At 75.2% G+C, this 17,962-nt stretch carries 2 protein-coding genes; both read left to right on the forward strand.

The features are described from left to right. The first annotated feature begins 12 nt into the window (after nucleotides 1-12). Nucleotides 13-17,694: a non-ribosomal peptide synthetase gene (locus Pma05_RS42370; RefSeq protein WP_239311819.1), complete on the forward strand. Its 17,682-nt coding sequence runs from the start codon at nucleotides 13-15 to the stop codon at nucleotides 17,692-17,694. Then, nucleotides 17,691-17,933: an MbtH family protein gene (locus Pma05_RS07025; RefSeq protein ID WP_203856456.1), complete on the forward strand. Its 243-nt coding sequence runs from the start codon at nucleotides 17,691-17,693 to the stop codon at nucleotides 17,931-17,933. The genes Pma05_RS42370 and Pma05_RS07025 overlap by 4 nt, the downstream gene beginning before the upstream one ends. Nucleotides 17,934-17,962 lie beyond the last annotated feature (29 nt).

Consider the following 17,962-nt stretch of genomic DNA (forward strand, 5'->3'; position numbering starts at 1 on the left):
CGGTACTCCGTCGTGCCCACAAGTGACCTGAACCGTGCCGAGGCCGGGCCGACGACGGAAACCGCGCCGGACCGGCACCGGATCCTCGTGGAGTGGAACGAGACGGTCCGGCCGGCACCCCCGGCGACCTGGCCAGACCTCTTCGCCGAGCAGGTACGCCGGGCACCCGGTGCGGTCGCGGTGGTCTGCGAGGACGTCGAGCTGACGTACGCCGAACTCGATACCCGGGCGGACCGGCTCGCACACGCGCTGCGGGCCCGGGGTGTCGGGCCGGAGCGGGTGGTGGCGCTCTGCCTGCCCCGCTCGGTCGACATGATCGTGGCCGAGGTGGCGGTGCTCAAGGCCGGCGGCGCCTACCTGCCGGTGGACCAGGACTATCCGGCCGAGCGGATCGGCTTCATGCTGGCCGACGCCCGGCCGGTCTGCCTGGTCAGCACGGCGGAACTGGCCGGTGAGCTGCCGGAGACCCCGGGCCTGCCGAGACTGCTGCTCGACGAGCTGACCGACACCGATCAGGTCGAGCCGGGCGGCCCGGGAGGGTTGCCGCCGCTGGCCCCGGAGAACGCCGCGTACGTCATCTACACCTCCGGGTCGACCGGCCGACCCAAGGGAGTCGTCGTCTCGCACGCCGGGGTGGCCAAACTGGTCGCCACCCAGCGCGCCCGGCTCGGCGTCGGGCCGCAGAGCCGGGTACTCCAGTTCGCCTCGCCCAGCTTCGACGTGGCGTTCTGGGACCTCTGCCTCGGGCTGCTCTCCGGCGGCCGGCTGGTGGTGGTACCGGCCGAGCGTCGGGTGCCCGGCCCGGCGCTGACCGAGTACGCCCACCGGCACGGCGTGACCTTCATGATCCTGCCGCCCGCGCTGCTCGCCGCGATGCCCCGGGAGCTCACCCTGCCGGCCGGGGCGACCCTGCTGGCCGGTACCGAGCGGGTATCCCCGGAACTGGTCGCCCGGTGGGCACAGGGCCGACCGATGTTCAACGCGTACGGGCCGACCGAGGCGACCGTCAACTCGACGCTGGGGGAGTGCGACCCGCAGACCCCGCCCGGTGCCGTGGTGCCGATCGGCCGCCCCGACCCCGGCACCCGGTGCTATGTGCTGGACGCCGCCCTCCAGCCGGTGCCGGTCGGCGCCACCGGCGAGCTGTACCTCGGCGGGACCGGGCTGGCCCGGGGCTATCTCGGCCAGCCGGGGCTGACCGCGCAGCGCTTCGTCGCCGACCCGTACGGGCCGGCCGGCGGGCGGCTCTACCGCACCGGTGACCTGGTGCGCTGGCTGCCGGACGGGCGGCTGGAGTTCCTCGGTCGCGCCGACGACCAGGTGAAGATCCGGGGGTACCGAATCGAGCCGGGCGAGATCGAGTCCGTACTCGCCCAACATCCGGCGGTCGGCCAGGTCGCCGTACTGGCCCGGCCGGGGCGGGACGGTCAACAGCGGCTCGCCGCGTACGTCGTACCGGCGCTGGACCGGCCGGCGGACCGGGACGCCGAGGTGGAGTCGACCCGGGTGGACGACTGGCAGAAGCTGCACGAACTGCTCTACACGGCCGGGCGTACCGAGTCGTTCGGGGAGAACTTCACCGGCTGGAACAGCAGCTACGACGGGCTGCCGATCCCGCTCGCCGAGATGCGCCAGTGGCGGGACCGGACGGTGCAGCGCATTCTCGCGCTGCGCCCGCGCCGGGTGCTGGAGATCGGCGTCGGCAGCGGTCTGCTGCTGGCGAAGGTGGCGCCGGAGGTGGAGGCGTACTGGGGTACCGACCTCTCCCCGGCGGCGATCGAGGCGCTCCGCGACCAGGTGGCGACGGTACCGGCGCTGGCCGGTCGGGTCGAGCTGCGGGCCCAGCCGGCCGACGTCGTCGACGGGCTGCCGGCCGGCTTCTTCGACACCGTCGTGCTGAACTCGGTGGTCCAGTACTTCCCGAGCGTCGACTACCTGGCCGACGTGCTGCGCCGGGCGGTCGCCCTGCTCGCGCCCGGCGGCACCGTCTTCGTCGGCGACGTACGCAACCTGCGGTTGCACCGCACGCTGCGCGGGGCGATCGAGGCGGGCCGCCGCCGGCCGGACCCCGACGGCCGGCAGGTCGCGCTGGCCGCCGTCGAGCAGGGCCTCCGCTGGGAGGGCGAGCTGCTGCTCGACCCCGACCTCTTCCCGGCGCTGGCCCGGGAGCTTCCGGCGATCGCCGGGGTCGACCTCTGGGTCAAGCGCGGCCACCCGCACAACGAACTCACCCGCTACCGGTACGACGTCGTGCTGCGCACCACCGCCCACGCCCAGTCCACGATGGACGACGCCGTCGAGCTGCCCTGGAGCGCCGAGCCGGCCGGGCTCGCCGGGCTGGCCGAGCGACTCGACTCGGCACGCCCGGCCGTCCTGCGGGTGACCGGGGTACCGAACGCCCGGCTCGACGCCGACCTCGCCGCCCACCGCGAACTCTCCACCGATGCCGATGCCGATGCCGATGCCGATGCCGATGCCGACGCCGACGCCGACCCGACACCGACCGGCGACCCCGGGTCGACCGCCGGGCCCAGGCCGACCGCTGCCAGCGGGCCGACCGGCAACACCGGGCCGAGCGGTGGCACCGGGCCGACCGGTGCGCCGGCCGTCGATCCCGAGGCGGTGTACGAGCTGGCCGAGCGGCACGGCTACCGGGTCGACGTCACCTGGTCCGGTGCCGCCGACGACGGCCGCCTCGACCTGCTCTTCTCCCGCCCGGACGTGACGCCCGCCGGACCTGCGTACCGGCCCACCCTGCCGGAGTCGGCCCCGCTGCACCGGTACGCCAACCGGCCGGCGCCGTTCCGGGACGTCACCGCGCTCCTCGCCGAGCTGCGCACGTACGCCCGCAGTTGGCTGCCCGACCACATGGTGCCGGCCGCCTTCGTACCCCTGCACAGGCTGCCGGTGCTGCCCAGCGGCAAGCTGGACCGGGCCAGCCTGCCGGCGCCGGACTTCGCGGCACCGAGTACCGGAGCCCGGCCCCGGGACGCCCGCGAGGAGGTGCTCTGCGCCCTCTACGCCGAGGTGCTCGGGCTGCCCGAGGTCGGGGTGGAGGACGACTTCTTCGCCCTCGGCGGGGACAGCATCGTCTCGATCCAGCTCGTGATCCGGGCCCGGCAGGCCGGGCTGGTGGTCACGCCGCGCCAGGTCTTCCAGCGCCGTACCGTCGCCGAGCTGGCTCCGGTGGCCGAGTCGCTCTCGCGCGGTGTGGAGGACGATCCCGAGGCCGGGGTCGGCGAGTATCCGCTCACCCCGATCATGCGCTGGCTGGACGGGTGCGGTGGGCAGATCGACGCGTTCGCGCAGTGGCTGGCGGTCCGGGTACCGGCCGAGGCGACCGCCGAGCGACTGGCCGGCGCGCTCCAGGCGGTGCTGGACCGGCACGACGTACTCCGGTCCCGGCTGGTCCGGGCCACCCCGGAGCGGCCGGGCCGGCTGGTGGTGCCGGCGCCCGGCACGGTGCCGGCGGCGGACCGGCTGCGCCGGATCGACGTCGCCGGGCTGACCGACGAGGCGCTGCGGGACCGGATCTCCGTCGCCGCCGACGAGGCGGGCGCGCGGCTGGCCCCGGAGGACGGCGTCATGCTCCAGGCGGTCTGGCTGGACGCCGGCCCGGATCGGCCCGGCCGGCTGGTCGTGCTGGTGCACCACGTGGTGGTCGACGGCGTCTCCTGGCGGATCCTGCTGCCCGACCTGGCAGCGGCCTGGGCGGACGTGCTGGCCGGGCGGACACCCCGGCTGGAGCCGGTCGGCACCCCGCTGCGTCGCTGGGCGGAGCTGGTGCACGCCGACGCCGAGTCGGCGGAGCGGACCGCCGAGCTGCCACTCTGGACGGAGCTGCTGCGCGGCGACGATCCGGCGCTGGCGGACCGACCACTGGACCCGGTCGGCGACCTCGACAGCGTCCGCCGGCTCACCCTGCGGCTGCCGGCCGAGCGGACCGCACCGCTGCTCACCAGCATCCCGGCGGCGTTCTCCGCCGGGGTCAACGACGTGCTGCTCACCGCGCTCGCGCTGGCTCTCGCCGACTGGCGCCGCCGCCGGGGGACCGGCGTGCCCGGAGCCGCGCTGGTGGCGCTGGAGGGGCACGGCCGGGAGGAGCAGGTCGCGGACGGCGTCGACCTGTCCCGCACGCTCGGCTGGTTCACCAGCATCTTCCCGGTCCGGCTCGACCCCGGTCCGATCGACCTCGACGAGGCGCTGGCCGGCGGCGAGGACGCCGGTCGGGCCCTGAAGCGGATCAAGGAGGGGTTGCGGGCCATCCCCGACCACGGGCTCGGGTACGGGCTGCTGCGGCACCTCAACCCGGAGACCGCCGCCGTACTGGCCGGGCTGCCGCAGCCGCAGATCAGCTTCAACTACCTCGGCCGGTTCGGGGTGGAGTCGTCGGCCGACGGCTGCTGGACCGCGCTGCCCGGGCTCGGCCTGCTCGCCGGTGGCTTCGACGCGGGGATGCCGGTGGCGCCGTACACGCTGGAGGTGAACGCGTTCACCGAGGATCGGCCGGACGGGCCCGGGCTCGGCGTGACCTGGGCCTGGCCGGCGGCGCTGCTCGGCGAGGCGGACGTGGCCGAGCTGGCGCAGGGCTGGTTCGCCGCGCTGGAGGCACTGGTCCGGCACGCCGCCCGCCCGGGGGCCGGCGGGCCGAGCCCGTCCGACTTCCCGCTGCTGCCGCTGCGGCAGGAGGACGTGGACGCGCTGGCCGCCGCCGTACCGGGGGTCGCCGACGTGCTGCCGCTGACCCCGTTGCAGGAGGGGTTCTACTTCCACGCGGTCGCTGGCGGGGCGGATCGGGACCCGTACCGGGTGCAGCAGGTGATCGCGCTGCGCGGGCCGCTGGACGCCGCCGCGCTGCGCCGGGCCGGGCAGGACATGCTCGACCGGCACGCCCCGCTGCGGGCCGCGTTTCCGCAGCTCGCCGACCTGCGGCCGGTGCAGCTTCTCGCGGACGGCGTCACGCTGCCGTGGCGCGAGGTCGACCTGACCGGGTACCCCGAACCGGAGCGGGCGGCCGAGTTCGAGGCGCTGGCCGAGGCGGAACGGGCCGCCCCGTTCGACCTGACCCGGCCGCCGCTGCTGCGCTGCGTACTGGTCCGGTGGGCGGCGGAGCGGCACCGCCTGCTGCTCACCCACCACCACATCGTCACCGACGGCTGGTCAGCCGGAGTGACCCTGCGGGACCTGCTCACCCGGTACGCCCCGGACGGCGAGCCGGACCGGTTGCCGCCGGTCACCCCGTACCGGCGCTACCTCGAGTGGTTGGCCGGCCGGGACCGGTCGGCTGCCGAGGACGCCTGGCGGACGGCGCTGGCCGGGCTCGACGGTCCGACCCGGCTCGCCGCCGAGGCCGAGCCCGGCTTCGCCGGGATGTTCCACCCCGAGCGGTCCCGGGTGGCGCTGCCGTCCGAGGTGGCCGCCGGGCTGGCCGGTCGGGTCCGGGCGGCCGGGCTGACCGTGGGCAGCGTGCTGCATGCCGCCTGGGCGGTGGTGCTGGGCCGGCGCCTCGGCCGGCGCGACGTCGTGTTCGGCAGTACGGTCTCCGGCCGGCCGGCCGAACTGGACGGCGTCGAGGCGATGGTCGGGCTCTTCATCAACACCCTGCCGGTCCGGCTGCGCTGGACTCCGGCCGAACCGCTGGTCGAGCTGGCTGGCCGGCTCCAGCGGGAGCAGGCGGAACTCCTCGACGCGCAGCACCTCGGGCTGCCGGCGATCCAGCGGCTGGCCGGCGGCGGAGAGCTGTTCGACAGCCTGGTGGTGCTGGAGAACTATCCCGCCGACGCGATCCCGCGGCACCCCGGCGGGCTGGAACTGGCCGGGGTCGAGTTCCGGGAGGCGACCCACTATCCGGTCACCCTGCTGGTGTCGCCGGCCGGCGGGTCGCTGGACCTCACCGTGGAGTACGACCCGGACCGGATCGACGCCGCGACCGTACGCCAGCTCCGTACCGGGCTGGCCGAGGTGCTGGGCGTGTTCGTCGCCGAGCCGGACCGACCGGTCGGGCGGATCGACCTGCTGCCGGCGGCCGAGCGGGACACCGCGCTGACCCGGCTCGCCGGCCCGGTCGCCCCGGTACCGCCGCAGACCCTGGATGGGCTGGTCGCTGCGCAGGCGGCCCGGACCCCGGACGCGGTCGCGCTGATCGACGGCGAACGGCAGCTCGGCTACGCCGAACTGGAGCGCCGCGCCGCCGCGCTGGCCCGGCGGCTGACCGCCCGGGGCATCCGGCCCGGTGACGTCGTCGCGGTGGCGGTACCCCGGTCGGCCGAGCTGGTGGTGGCGCTGCTCGGCGCGATGAAGGCGGGTGCCGCGTACCTGCCGTTGGACGTCACGCACCCCCGGGAACGGCTCTCCGGCGTGCTCGCCGACTCCGGCGCCCGGGCCGTCGTCTCCACAGTGGAGGTCATGGCCCGGCTGCCCCGGCCGGCCGGTGTGCCGCACCTGCTGGTCTCCGCGACGACGGAACCAGCGGGCCCGTCGAGCGCGTCCGGCGCCGCCACCCCGGCCGGTGACGGCGGCGACCCGGAAGCACCGGCGTACCTGATCTACACCTCCGGATCGACGGGCCGACCCAAGGGGGTACTCGTCGGCCACCGGGCGATCGTCAGCCAGCTCGCCTGGTCGCAGCGGCGGTTCGGGCTCGGTACCGACGACCGGATGCTGCAACTCGCCCCGGCCAGCTTCGACACCTCGGTCTGGGAGATCTTCTGGCCGCTCTCCACCGGTGCCGCCGTGGTGCTGCCCGGCGAGGACGAGGCCGGTGACCCGAGCCGGCTCGCCGGGCTGGTCCGCCGGCACCGGGTCAGCGCGGTCACCTTCGTACCCTCGCTGGTCGAGGCGTTCCTGCTCGCCGAGGAACTGTCCGCCGATCCCGGCTGGGCGGCCAGCCTGCGCTGGGTCTCCTGCGGTGGCGAGGCACTCTCGCCGGAACTGGCCCGGCGCTGGCAGGCGCTGACCAGCACCGCACTGGACAACTTCTACGGGCCGACCGAGACGGCGGTGCAGGTCACCTGGTGGGCGAACGACGGCGGCGCGGAACGCACCGTGCCGATCGGCCGCCCGGTGGCCAACACCCGGCTGTACGTACTCGACGACTCCCTCCGGCCGGTGCCGCCCGGCGTACCCGGCGAGCTGTACGTCGCCGGCACCCAGCTCGGGTACGGCTACCACGCCCGGTTCGGGCTGACCGCCGAGCGTTTCGTCGCCGACCCGTACGGGCCGGCGGGGCAGCGCATGTACCGCACCGGTGACCTGGTGCGGTGGCGTGTCGACGGCGTACTCGAATACGTCGGGCGCGGCGACGACCAGGTCAAGATCCGGGGGCACCGGATCGACCTCGGTGAGGTGGAGGCGGTGCTCCGGGCCGGGCCGGGTGTGGCGCAGGCGGTCGCCGCCGCCCGGGTCGACGGGCGGGGCCGGACCGGTCTGGTCGGTTACCTGGTGCCGGTCGCCGGGCTCCGGCTCGACGTCGAGGCGGTCCGCGCGGCGGCCCGGGCCGGGCTGCCCGAGTCGATGGTGCCGGGCCGGTTCGTGCTGCTCGACGCGCTGCCGCTGACCCCCAGCGGCAAACTCGACCGCGCCGCCCTGCCCGCGCCGCAGACCACGACGGCTGCCGGCCCGTTCGGCTCGTCCGCGACGGCTGCCACGTCCGCTCCGGCCGTTCCGTCTGATGTGGACAGGCCGATCCGGCCCGCCGGAGGCGGTGCGGCCGAGCGGCGGCTCCGGGAGGTCTTCGCCGAGGTGCTCGGGCTGCCCGAGGTCGGTGCCGACGGGGACTTCTTCGCCCTGGGCGGCGACAGCATCCTCTCCATCGCGGTCTCCAGCCGGGCCCGCCGGCACGGGCTGGCGCTCGCCCCGCGCGACGTCTTCCGGCACCGGACCCCACGGGCGCTGGCCGGGGCAGCCGGCGGCGACGCCGCCCTGTCCCCGAATGACCCGCCGGTTGCGGCCGGTGGTGACGTGGCCCTGTCCCCGAGTGGCCCGTCCGCTGTGGCCGGTGCCGTGTCGATGACCGCCGCATCGGCGGCTGGCCCTTCGCCGGCCGGCACCCCTATCTCGGTCGGAAGCGGCGCCGTGGGCGAGCCGGCTGCGGATCCGGACGAGCGGGGTGAGGTGCCGCTACTGCCGATCGTGCACTGGCTTCGGGAGACCGGGCTGCCGATCGACCGGTTCACCCTGAGCACGCTGCTGGTCGTACCGGCGTCCCTGGACCTCGGGTCGCTGGTCGGCGTACTCCAGGCGGTGCTGGACCGGCACGCCGGGCTGCGGCTTCGGCTGCGCCGGATCGCCTCGGTGCTCTGGTCGCTGGAGACGACGCCGGCCGGCCCGGTGCGGGCGGCCGACCTGGTACGCCGGGTCGACGTGACCGGGCTGGACGACGCCGGGCTGCGCGCCGTACTGGCCCAGGAGTCCACCGCCGCCACCGACCGGCTGGCCCCGGACCAGGGGAGCCTGCTCCAGGCGGTCTGGTTCGACTCCGGCGATCGGCCCGGCCGGCTGCTGCTGGCTGCCCATCACCTGGCGGTCGACGGCGTCTCCTGGCGGATCCTGCTGGCGGACCTGGCCAGCGCCTGGGCCTCGGTACGGGCAGGCCAGCCCCCGCGACTCGCCCCGGTCGGCACCTCGCTGCGGCGGTACGCCCGGGTGCTCGGCGAGCACGCACACCGCCCCGAGCGGCTGGCCGAACTGCCGCACTGGGTCGAGACGCTCGCCCCCGGAGCGGAGCTGCTGCCGGCGCAGACCCGGCCGACGGCGGGACCGGCCCGGCAACACGTCGTACGGCTCGACCCGGCCGAGACGCTGCCGCTGCTCACCGCCGTACCGGCGGCGGCCGGTGCCGAGGTCACCGGAGTGCTGCTCGCGGCACTCCGGCTCGCGGTGACCCGCTGGCAGCACCGGCACGGCCGCGACGGCGATGCCGACCTGCTCGTCGACCTCGAACGGCACGGCCGGGAGGAGATCGAACCCGACCTCGACCTGTCCCGCACGGTCGGCTGGTTCACCAGCGTCCAGCCGGTACGCCTGCCGTCCGGCACCGACCCCGCCGAGCTGCTGGCCACGGTCGGCGAGCGGATCCGGGCCGTACCGGACGGCGGCCTCGGCCACGGGCTGCTGCGGTACCTGAACGCGCAGGCGGCGCCGATCCTGGCCGGGCTCTCCTCGGCCCAGGTGCTGTTCCACTACTACGGCCGGTTCCCCGGCGGCAGCGGGCTGGACTGGACACCGGCGGCCGAGTCCGACGCGATCACCGTCGTCAACGGCGGGCTGGGCCTGTCCCACCTGGTCCAGGTCGACGCGGTCGCCACCGAGACTCCGGCCGGGCCGGTGCTGACGGCGACCTGGACCTGGCCGGACGGTGTGCTGGACGAGCCGGACGTGGCCGGGTTGGCCGCCGAGTGGCTCGACGCGCTCCGCGAACTCACCGCCGCCGTGACCCGGCCGCCCGGCACCGCCGATCGGGGCGGGGCAGCCCAGCGGCCCGTGATCGCGGGCGGGATGGCGCTGAGCCGCGACGAGGTCGACCGGATCGAGCGGACCAGTCCGGTACCGGTGGCGGAGATCTGGCCGCTCTCGCCGTTGCAGGAGGGGCTCTACTTCCACGCCAGCTACGACACCTCGACGCTGGACGTCTACACCGCGCAGGACACGTTCGACCTCGGGTACCGGCTGGACCTGGACCGGCTGCGCCGGGCCGGCGCCGCGCTGCTGGCCCGCAACCCCAGCATGCGGGCCGGGTTCGCCAGCGTCGGGCTGCCCCAGCCGGTGCAGTTCGTCGGGGTGGCCCCCGAACTGCCGGTGACCGAGGTGGACCTGACCGACCTCGACCCGGAAGCCCAGCGAACCCGGATGGCCGAGCTGATGGCCGAGGACCGGCGTACCCGGTTCGACCTGACCCGGCCGCCGCTGTGCCGGCTGCTGCTGCTCCGGCTCGGCGACGACCGGGACCGGCTGGTCGTCAGCCACCACCTGGTGCTCTGGGACGGCTGGTCCGAGGAACTCTTCGTCGAGCAGCTCTTCACGCTCTACCAGCGCGACGGCGACGACCGGGACCTGCCGCCGGCCGGCTCCTATCGGGACCACCTGGAATGGCTGGCCAGCCAGGACACCGAGCGGGCCGGTCGCGCCTGGCGGGACGCCCTCGCCGGGCTCGCCGAACCGACCCTGGTCGCCCCGGAGGCGAGCCTGACCCCGGTCGTACCGGACCGGGTCCGGGCCGAACTGCCGACCGCGCTCGGCGACCGGCTGCGCGGGCTGGCCCGCCGGCATGGGCTGACCCTCAACACCGTGCTCACCGCGGCCTGGGGGCTGGTCCTCGGCGGCCACCTCGGCCGCACCGACGTCGTGTTCGGGATGACCGTCGCCGGCCGGCACGCGGACGTGCCGCACGTGGAGAACATCATCGGGCTCTTCCTCAACACCGTGCCGGTACGCGTCACCGCCGAGCCCGCCGAACCCGTGCTCGGCCTGCTCCGCCGGCTCGGGGAGCAGCGGATCGACCTGATGCCGCACGACCACCTCGGACTCGGCGCGGTGCAGCGGGCCAGCGGACACGCCCGGCTCTTCGACACGCTCTACGTGTTGCAGAACTTCGTCGACGAGGGGGAGTCGGCCCGGCTGCGGGACCGGCACGGCATCGCCGCCGTCGACGGGGTGGACGCCACCCACTATCCGCTGACCCTGGTGGTCACCCCGGCGCAGCGGCTCCGGGTGGCCCTGGACCACCGCCCGGACGTCGTACCCGGGCAGGTGGCTCGGGCTCTGCTGGACCGGTTCGTCGCGCTGCTGGCCCGGCTGGTCGCCGAGCCGGAGATCCCGGTCGGCCGGCTCGACCTGCTCACCGGGGCGGAACGGGCCGAGCTGGCCGCCGAGTGGACGGCCACCCGGCACCCGCTCGGCACCGAGTCCGTTGCCGACCTGCTGGCCGAGCGGGCCGCCCGGACCCCGGACGCGGTCGCGCTGGTCTTCGCCGGCCGCACCCTGACGTACGCCGAGTTCGACGCCCGGATCAACCGGCTGGCCCGGCTGCTGGTGGCCAGGGGAGCCGGACCCGAGCGAGTGGTCGCGCTGGCGCTGCCCCGGTCGATCGAGATGGTGGTCGCGCTCTTCGCGGTACTCCGCACCGGTGCCGCGTACCTGCCGCTGGAACTCGACCACCCGGCCGACCGGCTGGCCTTCGTACTCGCCGACACCGCGCCGATGTGCCTGCTGACCGTGACCCCGGTTCGGCCCGTACTGCCAGGGACCGACACCCCGACCGTGCCGCTCGACGATCCGGCGGTACTCGCCGAGCTGGCCGGACTCTCGGGTGCGGCGCTCACCGACGCCGAACTGCCGGCCGGGTTCGCCCGGACCGATCCGGACCGGCTGGAACATCCGGCGTACCTGATCTACACCTCCGGCTCGACAGGGCGGCCGAAGGGGGTGGTGACGCCGTACCGGGGGCTGACGAACATGCAGCTCAACCACCGGGAGGCGATCTTCGACCCGACCGTGGCGGCGGCCGGTGGCCGGCGACTGCGGATCGCGCACACCGTCTCGTTCGCCTTCGACATGTCCTGGGAGGAACTGCTCTGGCTGGTCGAGGGGCACGAGGTGCACGTCTGCGACGAGGAGCTGCGCCGGGACGCGCAGGCGCTGGTCGCCTACTGTGACCGGCACCGGATCGACGTCGTCAACGTCACCCCGAGCTACGCGCACCACCTGATCGAGGAGGGCCTGCTCGACCGGTCCGAGTCGGCCGCCGAGCCGACCGAGGACGGCGCCCACCCTGGCGGCCGGCATCGGCCGGTACTGGTGCTGCTCGGCGGCGAGGCGGTCTCCGACACGGTCTGGGCGCGGTTGCGGGACACCGAGGAGACGGCCGGCTACAACCTCTACGGGCCGACCGAGTACACCATCAACACGCTGGGCGGCGGCACCCTGGACAGTGCCACCCCGACCGTGGGCCGGGCGATCTGGAACACCCGGGCGTACGTGCTCGACGCGTACCTGCGGCTCGTCCCGCCCGGTGCACCCGGTGAGCTGTACATCGGCGGGATCGGGCTGGCCCGGGGCTACCACCGGCGGCTCGGGCTGACCGCGCAGCGGTTCGTCGCCGACCCGTACGGTGCCCCGGGAGAGCGGATGTACCGCACCGGTGACCTGGTCCGGCGCCGGCCGGACGGGAACCTGGACTTCCTCGGGCGCACCGACGACCAGGTCAAGATCCGGGGGTACCGGATCGAGCTGGGCGAGGTGGAGAGCGCGCTCGCCGAACACCCGCTGGTGGCGCACGCCGCCGTGCTGGTCGACGCCGGCACCGACCCCGCGGTACGCCGACTCGCCGGCTACCTGGTCCGCGCACCACAGTGGACGGAGCCGGACGACGACGCCGTGCTGGCCGCCCTCCGGGCGGACCTGAAACGGCGGCTGCCGGACTACATGGTGCCGGCCGCGCTGGTGCCGCTGGACCGTCTGCCGCTGACCGTGAACGGCAAGCTCGACGTGGCGGCGCTGCCGGCCCCGACGGTCCGGGCCGGTGCCGCCGCCCGCCCACCGGCCACGGCCGCCGAGGAGGCGCTCTGTGCCCTCTTCGCCGAGTTGCTCGGCGTGCCGCAGATCGGCGTCGACGACAACTTCTTCGACCTCGGCGGGCACTCCCTGCTGGCGATCCGGCTGGTCAGCCGGGCCCGGGTGGCGCTCGGCGCCGAGCTGGCGATCCGCGACCTCTTCGAGGCGCCGACGGTCGCCGAGCTGGCCGCCCGGATCGGCGGGGCGGGGCACGACGGCACGACCGGCGACGGCGGTGCCCGGATCGCGCTGGTCCGGGCCGAGCGACCCGCCGAACTGCCGCTCTCCTTCGCACAGCAGCGGCTCTGGATGATCCAGCAGCTCGCGCCGGAGTCGGCGGCCTACAACTTCCCGATCGCGGTACGGCTGCGCGGGGCGCTGGACGTGGCGGCGCTGCGTGCGGCGCTGGCCGACCTGACCGGGCGGCACGAGACGCTGCGTACCCTGCTCGGCGAGCGGGACGGCCGGCCACACCAGCGGGTACTGCCGGCGGCCGACGTCCAGCCGATGCTGGAGACCGTCGTCGCCGCTCCGGCCGAGCTGACCGGGATCGTCCGGGACGCGGTACGCCGGCCGTTCGACCTGACCACCGAACTGCCGCTGCGGGCCACTCTCGTCACGGTCGACCCGACAGTGGACCGCACCGAGGAGCACATCCTGGTACTGGTGCTGCACCACGTGGCCACCGACGAGTGGTCGGACCGGCCGTTCCTGCGCGACCTCGGCACCGCGTACGCGGCCCGGCGGGCGGGACGGGCACCCGAGTGGGTACCGCTGCCGGTCCAGTACGCCGACTACACCCTGTGGCAGCGTCGGCTGCTCGGCGATCCGGCGGATCCGGGCAGCCTGGCCGCCCGGCAGCTCGACTACTGGCGTACCGCGTTGGGTGGCGCGCCCGAGGAACTGGTGCTGCCGACCGACCGGGCCCGCTCGGGGCGGCCGGACCCGGCCGGGGCGGAACTGACCGTGCTGCTGCCCGCCGAGGTCGGTGCGGGGCTGCGCCGGCTCGCCTCCCGTACCGGGACCAGCCTGTTCATGGTGGCGCACGCGCTGGTAGCGGCGCTGCTGCACCGGCTCGGCGCCGGCACCGACATCCCGCTCGGCGCGCCGATCGCGGGTCGGGGCGACGCGGCCCTCGACGACCTGGTCGGGTTCTTCGTCAACACCCTGGTACTCCGGACCGACCTGTCCGGCGACCCGACTTTCACCGAGCTGTTGGCCCGGGTCCGGCAGACCGACCTGCACGCCTTCTCCGCCCAGGAGGTGCCGTTCGAGGCCGTGGTCGAGGCGGTCAACCCGGCCCGCTCGGTCTCCCGGAACCCGCTGTTCCAGGTGATGGTGGTGCACCGCAACCGGACCGCCGAGTGGAGCGGCCTCGCCGGACTGACCGTCACCGACGAGCAGGTCGACACCCCGGCCGCCAAGTTCGACCTGGTCTTCGACTTCGCCGAGTCCGTCGACCAGCCGGAGGGGGTCGGATCTGCGGACCACCCGGAGGGCGTCGGATCCGTCGACCAGCCGGCCGGCGTCGCATCCGTGGACCAGCCGGCCGGCGTCGCATCCGTGGACCAGCCGGCGGGCGTCGGATCCGTCGACCAGCCGGACAGCGGTGCCGACGACGCGCTGAGCTGCCTGCTGAAGTACCGGACCGATCTGTTCGACCGGGAGACCGTCGCGCTGCTCGGTGAGCGGCTGCTCCGGCTGGCCCGGGCGGTCGTCGCCGACCCCGGGGCGCCACTGGGTCAGGTCGACGTCTTCGTCGGCGACGAGCGGGACCGGGTGCTGCGCGAGTTCAACGCCACCGGCCGGGCGGTGCCGGAGGAGACCCTGCCGGCCATGTTCGCCCGGCGGGTCGCGCAGACCCCGGACGCGGTCGCCGTGGTCGACCGGCAACGGATCCTGTCGTACGCCCAACTGGACGCCGAGGCGGCCAGGATGGCCAGACTGCTCGCCGGGTACGGCGTCGGCCCGGAGACGGTGGTCGGGGTGGCGGTGCCGCGCTCGCTGGAGACCGTGGCGGTGGTGCTCGGGGTACTGCGGCTCGGTGCCGCCTTCCTGCCGCTGGACCTCGGCCACCCGGGCGACCGGCTGGCGTACCTGGTCGACGACTCCGGAGCCCGGACCGTGGTGACGACACCGGAGGCCGCCGAGCGGCTGCCGGAGCTGCCCGGAGTGTCCCGGCTGCTGGTCGAGCCGATCCGACCCGAGCCGATCCGACCCGAGCCGGTGCCGACGTCGCCAGCGGCGTCGGCCGGGTCCGGTCCGGCGGTGCCGGCCGGGCTGGACCACGCGGCGTACGTCATCTACACCTCGGGCAGCACCGGCCGGCCCAAGGGGGTCGTGGTGTCGCACGAGGGGATCGGCAGCCTGGTCGCGACCGCCGCCGACCGGATGGGCGTGGACGCCGGCTCCCGGGTACTCCAGTTCGCCTCGACCGGCTTCGACGTCTTCGTCTTCGAGTTGGCGATGGCGCTCGGTGCCGGTGGTCGGCTGGTGCTCGCCCCGGACGAGGCCCGCGCGCCCGGCCGACCCCTGGTGGACCTGCTGGAGCGGGAACGGGTCAGCCACGCGATCCTGCCGCCGTCGCTGGTGTCGGCGCTGCCCCCGGACTGCCAACTGCCGGCCGGACTGGTGGTGCTGGTCGGTACCGAGACGGTGCCACCGGACCTGATCGGGCGGTGGGCGCGGCGGCTGCGGCTCTTCGCCGCGTACGGGCTGACCGAGGCGACGGTGAACTCCACGCTCTGGCGGGCCGAGCCGGACTGGTCCGCTGCGGTGCCGATCGGACTGCCCGACCCGAACACCCGGGCGTACGTGCTGGACGAGCGGCTCCGCCCGGTACCGCCCGGGGTGGCCGGCGAGCTGTACGTCGGCGGGCGCGGTCTGGCCCGTGGCTATCTCGGCCGTCCCGGGCTGACCGCCGAGCGCTTCGTCGCCGACCCGTACGGGCCGGCCGGGGCCCGGATGTACCGCACCGGTGACCGGGCGCGGTGGCGGGCCGACGGCATCCTGGACTTCCTCGGCCGGGTCGACGACCAGGTGAAGATCCGGGGCTTCCGGATCGAGCTGGGCGAGGTCGAGGCAGTGCTCGCCCGACACCCCGGGGTACGCCAGGCAGCGGTGGTGGTGCACCGCAACGCCGACCTGACCCGCCTGGCCGGGTACGTCGTACCGGCCGCCGGACCGCTCGACCCCGCCGAGGTACGCGCCCACGCCGCCGACCTGCTGCCCGACTACATGGTCCCGTCCGCCGTGCTGGTTGTCGACGGACCGCTGCCGCTGACCGCCAACGGCAAACTGGACCGGCGTGCCCTGCCGGCACCGGACTGGGCGGCGCTGGCCGGCGACGAGGCGCCGGTCACTGCGGCACAGCAGACCCTCGCCGAACTGACTGCGGAGGTGCTGAGGCTGCCGAAGGTGGGGATCTCGGACGACTTCTTCGCCCTCGGCGGGCACTCGATGGCGGCGATGCGGCTGCTCGGCCGGATCCGGGCGGCGCTCGGCGTCGACCTGTCGGTGCGGGACATCTTCGAGGCGCCGACGGTGGCCGGGCTGGCGGACCGGCTCGCCGGGGCGGTGGCGGAGCGTCCGGCACTGCGCCCCGCACCGGACAGCGCCGAACCGGTCGCGGCTCCGGTGCAACAGATCTGGTGGGACCTGCACCGCGTCGCGGCCGAGCGGAACGCCTCCGGCCGGACCGGCTGGGATCTCGCCCTGCTGGTCCGCGCCGGCAGCGGACCAGGCGAGGGGCCGGACACTGTGCCGGGCGACGGCACCGGGCCGGATGACGGCACCGGTCGCGGACCGGGCGGCGGACGTGTTGACGGCCCGGGAGACGCGGCGACGCTGGACGTACCGGCGCTGACGGTGGCGCTGGCCGACCTGGTGGAGCGGCACGAGCCGCTGCGTACCGCCCTGGCGGCTGGTGCTGCCGGCGAACCCGTGCCGGTGCCGGCGGCCGACCGGGCACTCCTGGAGGTGCTGCCGGAGACCGGAGTATCGCTGGACGAGCGGATCACCGAGCTGGTCGAGGCGGGCGTCGATCCGACCCGGGAGCCGCCGCTGCGGGCCCGGCTGCTGACCGGCCCCGGTGGCGACGATCGGGTACTGCTGCTCACGATGCACTATCTCGGCGTCGACGAGTGGTCGGTGGTGCCACTGGCCCGGGATCTCGGCACCGCGTACGCGGCCCGGGTCGCCGGGCGGGCACCGGAGTGGTCGCCGCTGCCGGTCGGCTATCCGGACTACGCGCGCTGGGCGGGTACCCTGCTCGGCGATCCGGCCGACCCCGGCAGCCGGCACGCGCGGCAGCTCGACTGGTGGCGGCGGGCGCTGGCGGGCGTACCCGATCGGCTGGCGCTGCCGACCGACCGGCCGCGACCGGCGGCGCTGTCCGGGCGCGGCGGCCGGGTCGAGTTCGTGCTGGACCCGGCGTCGCACCGGGCCGTCGACGAACTGGCCCGGCAGAGCGGGACCAGCATGTTCATGGTGTTCCAGGCCGCCCTCGCGGCGCTGCTGCACCGGGTCGGCGCCGGCCCGGACGTGCCGATCGGCACCCTGGTGGCCGGCCGGACCGAGGCGGCCCTCGGTGACCTGGTCGGCTGCTTCGTCAACCCGCTGGTACTGCGCACCGACACCGCTGGCGACCCAACCTTCACCGAACTGCTCGGCCGGATCCGCGAGGCGGACCTGAGCGCCTTCGACCGCCAGGACGTCCCGTTCGACGCGGTACGCCGCATCCTGCCGGCCGGCTGGGCGCTGCCGCAGGTGATGCTGGTGCACCACGAGGAGGCCGGGCTGACCGGCCCGGACGGCGCGACGGCGCTGCGGTTCGCGCCGGTGCCCACCGGCACGACCCGCTCGGAGCTGACGGTCAGCTTCTACGAGCCGCTCGGCGACGGCCCGGTGCACGGCGAACTGGAGTACGCGGTCGAGCTGTTCGACCCGGCGACCGCGCACCGACTCACCGACGACCTGCTCGGGCTGCTCGCCACAGCGGTCGCCCGGCCGGGTCTGCGACTCTCGGCGCTCGTCCCCGACCCTGCCGACCAGGCGCCACCCCTACCCACCCCGGCGAACGCGTCACCCCTGCCCACCCAGTCGGACGGCGCATCCGCCGACCACGAGGAGAGGACCAGCCCATGACCACCAATCCGTTCGAGGACCCGGACGGGCAGTACCTGGTGCTCGTCAACGACGAGGGACAGCACTCGCTCTGGCCGTCCTTCGTGGACGTACCGGCCGGCTGGGCGGTGGCGTTCGGTGCGGACGGCCCGCAGTCCCGGGACGCCTGCCTGGAGTACGTGGAGGCGAACTGGACCGACCTGCGGCCGCGCAGCCTGCGGGAGCGGATGGCAGGGGCGACCGCCCAGGCGGAGCACTGAGCCGCCGGACCCGCGACGTCGGGCTGTCG

Origin of the sequence: Plantactinospora mayteni, from assembly GCF_016862935.1 — a bacterium.
Taxonomy (GTDB): Bacteria; Actinomycetota; Actinomycetes; order Mycobacteriales; family Micromonosporaceae; genus Plantactinospora; species Plantactinospora mayteni.